The organism is Myroides injenensis M09-0166 (assembly GCF_000246945.1).
GTDB classification, from domain to species: domain Bacteria; phylum Bacteroidota; class Bacteroidia; order Flavobacteriales; family Flavobacteriaceae; genus Flavobacterium; species Flavobacterium injenense.
The window spans coordinates 46,338-52,595 of record NZ_BAEX01000011.1; the positions used below are offsets into that span (position 1 = coordinate 46,338).

At 32.4% G+C, this 6,258-nt stretch carries 5 protein-coding genes; 2 read left to right on the top strand and 3 right to left on the bottom strand.

Features of this window, described 5'->3' with window-relative positions; translation table 11 throughout:
• Positions 1-28: 28 nt before the first annotated feature.
• Both RH98_RS03265 and argH read left to right on the top strand, forming a co-directional pair.
• A complete protein-coding gene (locus tag RH98_RS03265) occupies positions 29-1,087 on the top strand; it encodes a M20 family metallo-hydrolase (protein WP_010250481.1) in 1,059 nt (352 codons plus the stop codon).
• Between the two features lie 3 nt (positions 1,088-1,090).
• Positions 1,091-2,422: an argininosuccinate lyase gene (argH, locus tag RH98_RS03270; protein ID WP_010250484.1), complete on the top strand. Its 1,332-nt coding sequence runs from the start codon at positions 1,091-1,093 to the stop codon at positions 2,420-2,422.
• Between the two features lie 365 nt (positions 2,423-2,787).
• Here the strand turns inward: argH and RH98_RS03275 are convergent, their stop codons facing one another.
• From RH98_RS03275 to RH98_RS03285, 3 genes are all read right to left on the bottom strand, one after another.
• Positions 2,788-3,852 carry a ferredoxin--NADP reductase gene (locus RH98_RS03275; RefSeq protein ID WP_010250485.1) on the bottom strand — a complete coding sequence of 355 codons (1,065 nt, stop codon included), beginning with the start codon at positions 3,850-3,852 and terminating at the stop codon, positions 2,788-2,790.
• Positions 3,853-4,149: 297 nt separating this feature from the next.
• On the bottom strand, positions 4,150-5,166 hold the full coding sequence (gene pheS / locus RH98_RS03280; RefSeq protein WP_010250487.1) for a phenylalanine--tRNA ligase subunit alpha: 1,017 nt from the start codon (positions 5,164-5,166) through the stop codon (positions 4,150-4,152).
• 193 nt (positions 5,167-5,359) lie between these two features.
• Positions 5,360-5,716 (bottom strand): hypothetical protein, encoded by a 357-nt coding sequence (locus RH98_RS03285; RefSeq protein ID WP_010250489.1) that lies wholly within the window; start codon positions 5,714-5,716, stop codon positions 5,360-5,362.
• Between the last annotated feature and the right edge of the window lie 542 nt (positions 5,717-6,258).

A 6,258-nucleotide genomic window follows, 5' to 3' on the forward strand; every position in this document is an offset into this window, starting at 1 on the left:
ACCATTACCATAATTATAAAACAGAAACATGAAAGATATACTAATAACAGAGGCTGTAGATTTATTACAAAAATTAATTGCTTCTCCTTCTTTTAGTAAAGAAGAAAAACTTACTTCAGATTTAATTGCTTCATATTTAGAGTCACACGGAGTGGTTATTCACCGAGAGTTATTCAATGTATGGGCTTTTAATAAATACTATGACCCAAGTAAGCCTACTATTCTGTTAAACTCTCATCATGATACTGTGAAGCCTAATAAGGATTATACTCGTGATCCTTTTAAACCAGAAATTATAGATGGTAAGTTATTTGGATTGGGTAGTAATGATGCAGGTGGATGCTTAGTATCTCTTATCGCTACGTTTCTTTACTTCTATGAGAAGGAAGATTTGAAATACAACTTCTGTATTGCTGCAACAGCGGAAGAGGAGATATCAGGAAACAATGGTTTAGAATATGTGATTCCTAAATTAGGAGAATTAGAATTCGCTATCGTAGGAGAACCTACACAAATGCATTTAGCTGTAGCAGAGCGAGGATTAATGGTGTTAGACTGTGTGGCTAAAGGACGTTCTGGGCATGCAGCTCGCAATGAAGGGGACAATGCGATATTTAAAGCGATTAAAGATATAGAGTGGTTTAATACGTATCAGTTTCCTAAGGTATCTGAAGAGTTTGGACCTATTAAGATGAGTGTTACTATGATTAACTCAGGAACTCAGCATAATGTAGTGCCTTCTACTTGTGATTTTGTAGTAGATGTACGTGTGACAGATGCCTATACAAATGAAGAAGTATTAGAAATGGTAAAACAGCATGTAAACTGTGATGTCACTGCTCGTTCTACTCGATTAAAACCTTCCTCTATAGCTAAGGATCATCCTATTGTACAGGCTGGAATAGCATTGGGAAGAGATACTTATGGATCACCTACTACGAGTGACCAAGCCTTATTAAGTATTCCATCGCTTAAGTGTGGACCTGGTGACTCAGCTCGCTCGCATACAGCAGACGAATTTGTCTATGTAAATGAAATCAAAGAGGGAATAGCCTTGTATATAGAGATGTTAACGCAAATCGTGTAGCAAATGAAATTATGGCAAAAGAATACTACAGTGAATCAATCAGTAGATACATTCACAGTAGGACAAGATAGAGTGTTAGATATGAACCTAGCGGCATTTGACGTGATGGGGTCACTAGCACATACACAGATGTTAGAAAGCATCGGATTACTAGAGGCTGAAGACTTAGTAATTATACAGAAAGAATTAAAACAGATTTACCAAGAGATATTAGCTGGACAATTCACAATAGAGGATGATGTAGAAGATATTCATTCACAAGTAGAGTTGTTATTGACAAGAAGAATTGGTGAAGCAGGTAAGAAGATACATTCAGGACGTTCAAGAAACGACCAAGTGTTAGTAGATCTTAAGTTATATTTCCGCCATGAGATAGAAGAGATTGCAGTAAAGACAAAAGAGGTGTTTGACACATTACAAGGTTTAAGCGACCAGTATAAAGAGGTCTTATTACCTGGTTATACGCATTTACAAATCGCAATGCCTTCGTCATTTGGCTTGTGGTTTGGTGCGTATGCGGAGAGCTTAGTGGATGACTTAGAGATGATGTTAGCCGCATGGAAAGTGACAAATAAGAATCCATTAGGCTCAGCTGCTGGTTATGGTTCATCATTTCCTCTAAATAGACAGATGACTACCGATTTATTGGGCTTTCAGTCTATGAATTATAATGTAGTCTATGCTCAAATGGGGAGAGGTAAGACAGAACGTATCTTAGCTCAAGGGTTGAGTGCTATAGCTGCTACTTTAGCTAAGTTCGCAATGGATGGGTGCTTGTATATGAGTCAAAATATGGGGTTTATTAAGTTTCCTGATAATTTAACAACCGGGTCAAGTATTATGCCTCATAAGAAGAATCCTGACGTTTTAGAGCTTATTCGTTCAAGATGTAACAAGATACAAGCTTTGCCAAACGAAATAGCCTTAATGACTGCTAATTTGCCTTCTGGGTACCATAGAGATCTTCAGTTGTTAAAAGAGAACCTGTTTCCAGCTTTTACTTCTTTAAAAGAATGTTTAGATATTTTAAAACTGATGTTAGATAATATCGAGGTGAATAAAGACATATTAAGCGATCCGAAATACGACTATTTGTTTAGTGTTGAGGTTGTGAATGATTATGTACTAAAAGGAATGCCTTTTAGAGAAGCATATAAAGAGATAGGTCTGTCTATAGAGGCAGGAACTTATCAACCTTCAAAAGAGGTTAACCATACACACGAAGGGAGTGTAGGTAACCTGATGAATGATGCAATCAAAGCTGAGTTTGACCATGTATATGCGTCATTTGGTTTTGACCAAGTAAATGAGAAACTAGTAAGTTTAGTGTTGTGATAAATTGCTAAAAGGCTTTCCCACGCGGTGGGAGAGCTTTTTTTACTTTTTTCAAACTTTGGTTAACAATAAAAGAAATCTAGAGTTATATATACCAGGGATTATTAAATTAGAATGTAATAAAACGTTAAGTATAAAGTATTATGCTTGCATATAATATATAATCTTAATTGTTAATTTATCTATTTTACTTTTATAATCGCTTTTTTTTAATACTTTTATAGGAACTAAATTTTAATAAGATTATTTAAGTAGTAGAATATATTTTCCTGAGTTTATTCTATTATTGATAATACTAGTAAATTTAAGAATGATAGCTAAGTTAAAAAAAAGAGGTTAGGATAATTTCCTAACCTCTTTTTTAATTATACATCATCATAGTCAATGTAGATTTCATCAGATGTAACTAAGGCTTGACATGACAGTATTAATCCGTCTGCAATTTCATCTTCTGATAGGATGCTATTCTTTTGCATTATTGCAGATCCTTTTATTATACGGCACATACAAGAACTACAAATACCACCTTGGCATGAATAAGGAGCATCTATTCCTGCCTTTAAAACGCCATTAAGTAATATTTCATTTTTAGGCATTTCAAAGCTTTGCTCATCATCGTCAACTAGTGCTGTAACTTTTATAGTAGCATTATTATTTGACTCTTCAACTATAATATTTACTTTATTATCGTTATTTGGCGTAAAGATTTCAAAAGCTATATTTTCTTTATCTACACCTCTTTCTTGTAATGTTAAAGAAATTAAATCAATCATTTCCTCTGGACCACATAAAAAGAACTTAGAGAAATCCTTCTCACTACGAGTATCATTTATGACGAAATTAATTGCAGCTTTACCTATACGACCGAATAGGCAGTCATCCTCTTTTGTTCTGGAATAAATAAAGTGAATAAAAAGTCGATCGTTATATTTTTCTTGTAATAAATGAAGTTCTTGATGAAAAATAGTCTCTTCTGCACTTTTATTTCCATAAACTAAAGTAAATGTACTATTTGCTTCTTGCTCAAGAACTGTTTTAATAATTGCAATAACCGGTGTAATACCACTTCCTGCAACAAATGCAGCGTAGTTATTCGCTACGTTAGCATTAGGAATTATTGTAAATCTTCCTTCAGGAGTTTCTACTTCAAGTTTGTCGCCTACTCTTAGCACTTCATTAGCATAAGTAGAGAAAATACCTTTTTCTACTTTTTTAACAGCAATTCTTAGCTCTCCACTGTTAGGTGTCGAACAAATTGAATACGCTCTTCTAATCTCAGTTCCTTGATTGTTGTATTTGATGTTTAGATATTGACCAGCTGTAAATTTATAGTCATCTTTTAAAGTTGCTGGAATATCAAATACTATTGATACCGCATTAGGAGTCTCCTGTCGGATTTCCTTAACAGTTAATAGATTAAATTTTGACATAGTTTAGTTTTGTTTGAACAAACAAAAATACAAAACCGCTTGAGTAAAAAGAATTTAAAATTAAGCTTTGACAAATTTTTATATTAAATAGAGGAGTTATATATAAAAATTAAGTCTTGTTATCTACATGAGGTTTAACTATTCTTATTTTTTTGCTTAATAAAGTGTAACAAATAATAACAAATAGCTACTTATAGATATACCATATAGAGATTTTTAATTTGATTGAATTAGTTCAAAAAAAGGCGTTATACAACTGTATAACGCCTTTTTAATATCTTATGATTTGATCTATAATTAGAAGCTTGCTTTAAATTGTTCTAAGAAACGTACATCATTTTCATAGAACATACGGATATCACCAATTTGATATAAAAGCATTGCAATACGCTCTATTCCCATACCAAATGCAAAACCACTATATTCATTAGGATCGATATTACAGTTCTTTAAAACGTTAGGATCTACCATTCCACATCCCATAATTTCTAACCATCCTGTACCTTTAGTAATTCTATAGTCTGTTTCAGTTTTCAATCCCCAATAGATATCTACTTCAGCACTAGGCTCTGTAAAAGGGAAATAAGACGGACGTAAACGTATCTTAGATTTACCAAACATCTCTTTAGTAAAATATAATAAAGTTTGTTTTAAATCTGCAAACGATACATCTTTATCAATGTATAAACCTTCTACTTGGTGGAATATACAGTGTGAACGAGATGAAATAGCTTCATTTCTAAATACACGCCCTGGAGAAATAGTTCTCAATGGAGGAGTATTTTTTTCCATATAACGTACTTGTACCGATGAGGTATGTGTACGTAACAAATGTTCAGGATTAGTTTGTACGAAGAAAGTGTCTTGCATATCTCTCGCAGGGTGATACTCGGGAAAGTTCAGTGCTGAGAAGTTATGCCAATCATCTTCGATTTCTGGTCCTTCAGAAATATTAAAACCGATACTATTAAAAATATCTACAATTTGGTTTTTTACTAATGAGATAGGGTGTCTAGAGCCTATTTCAAGAGGGTAACCAGGACGAGTTAAATCTCCGTAAAGACCTTGAACATCTTTTGAGTCTAGTTCTTCCTGAATTGATTTTACTTTATTTTCAATCGTGCTTTTCAATAAATTGATAGCTTGTCCAAAATCTTTCTTTTGTTCATTTGGCACAGTTTTAAAGTGTGCGAATAGGTCGTTTAAAATTCCTTTTTTCGATAAGAATTTGATTCTAAATGCTTCAAGCGTCTCTTTGTTGTCAGTGTTGAACTGTTCTGCTTCACTAACGTATTCTTTTATTTTATCTATCATCTTGAGTAAAAGTAAAAAGCAAATTTACTGCTTTTCAATTAGAGATTAAAATTTTAAAAGCCTATTATTTTTATAATTCTTTGTATTTAACGTTAGGCACACACAAAAAAACACATTCCCTTGTCATAATAATTAATACAAAGGTCAATGATTTTATAATTCAATAGTATTTAAATGATTAATAGGAGTATAATTAATCAATAAATTTTGATTCTAAGAAATAGTTAACAATGGCTTCCTTCATTAAGACACTTTGCTCTCCAGCCTTAAGGGCAGGTAAATGTTCTTTTACATTGTAGTGAGGCCATCCATCATTGTCAAAATGGTCAAACTCGTAGTAACCATATGGCTCTAGTAATCTGCATATAGCAATATGCATCAAATTTACCTTTTCGTCTTTTTTATATTTCTTTTTTATTTTACCTAGCTCTTGCACTCCTATCAGGTAAATGATTGCCTCAATATCTAAGGTCTCTCCATCCCCAAATCGGTCTGATATTTTCTTAACTAAGGATTCCCACCTTTGTTTTAATTGTTCGTCTCTTGCCATATTAATAATAATAATAGTACAAAGATACAATTTAGTATTTATCGTCAATAAACTTAAAAATATGGATTGGGTTATCTGACAGCAATTTTTAGTATGGATTGGCTATGTTATAATTTAATAATTGTGTAGCTGTCAGAAATGAATTAGCACTATTTGTATTGCGATATTATCATCTAAATGAAAGTTTAGGTTAGGAGGACGTATTTAATCGATTAAACCGATTCATCACTTCGTATTACTACTAATGAAAAGATTATATGTAAGAATTATCTCCTTATTCACAGCATTTAGAATGCCTAAATCATCAACAACTTATCTTTATCTCTTATTAATGCTGGTTTTAGAATTTGTCATGTGAAAAAATAAAGGGAATATTTTAATTGTCTTTAGTTTTACAGTAATTGTATAAAACCGAATTACAAATTAATTTAATGGTAAATGACAAATGTAAAAATAGCTTTTAAGCTGATGTAAGGTTTAGCTATGTAGACTTAGTTTGTGATAACTATTTTTAAACTGAAATAGTGGAGATATGAAATTAC

Bases quoted from the DNA above. Each gene is read 5' to 3' on its own strand.
- RH98_RS03265 (WP_010250481.1), top strand. From the start codon at position 29: ATGAAAGATATACTAATAACAGAGGCTGTAGATTTATTACAAAAATTA.
- argH (WP_010250484.1), top strand. From the start codon at position 1,091: ATGAAATTATGGCAAAAGAATACTACAGTGAATCAATCAGTAGATACA.
- RH98_RS03275 (WP_010250485.1), bottom strand. From the start codon at position 3,852: ATGTCAAAATTTAATCTATTAACTGTTAAGGAAATCCGACAGGAGACT.
- pheS (WP_010250487.1), bottom strand. From the start codon at position 5,166: ATGATAGATAAAATAAAAGAATACGTTAGTGAAGCAGAACAGTTCAAC.
- RH98_RS03285 (WP_010250489.1), bottom strand. From the start codon at position 5,716: ATGGCAAGAGACGAACAATTAAAACAAAGGTGGGAATCCTTAGTTAAG.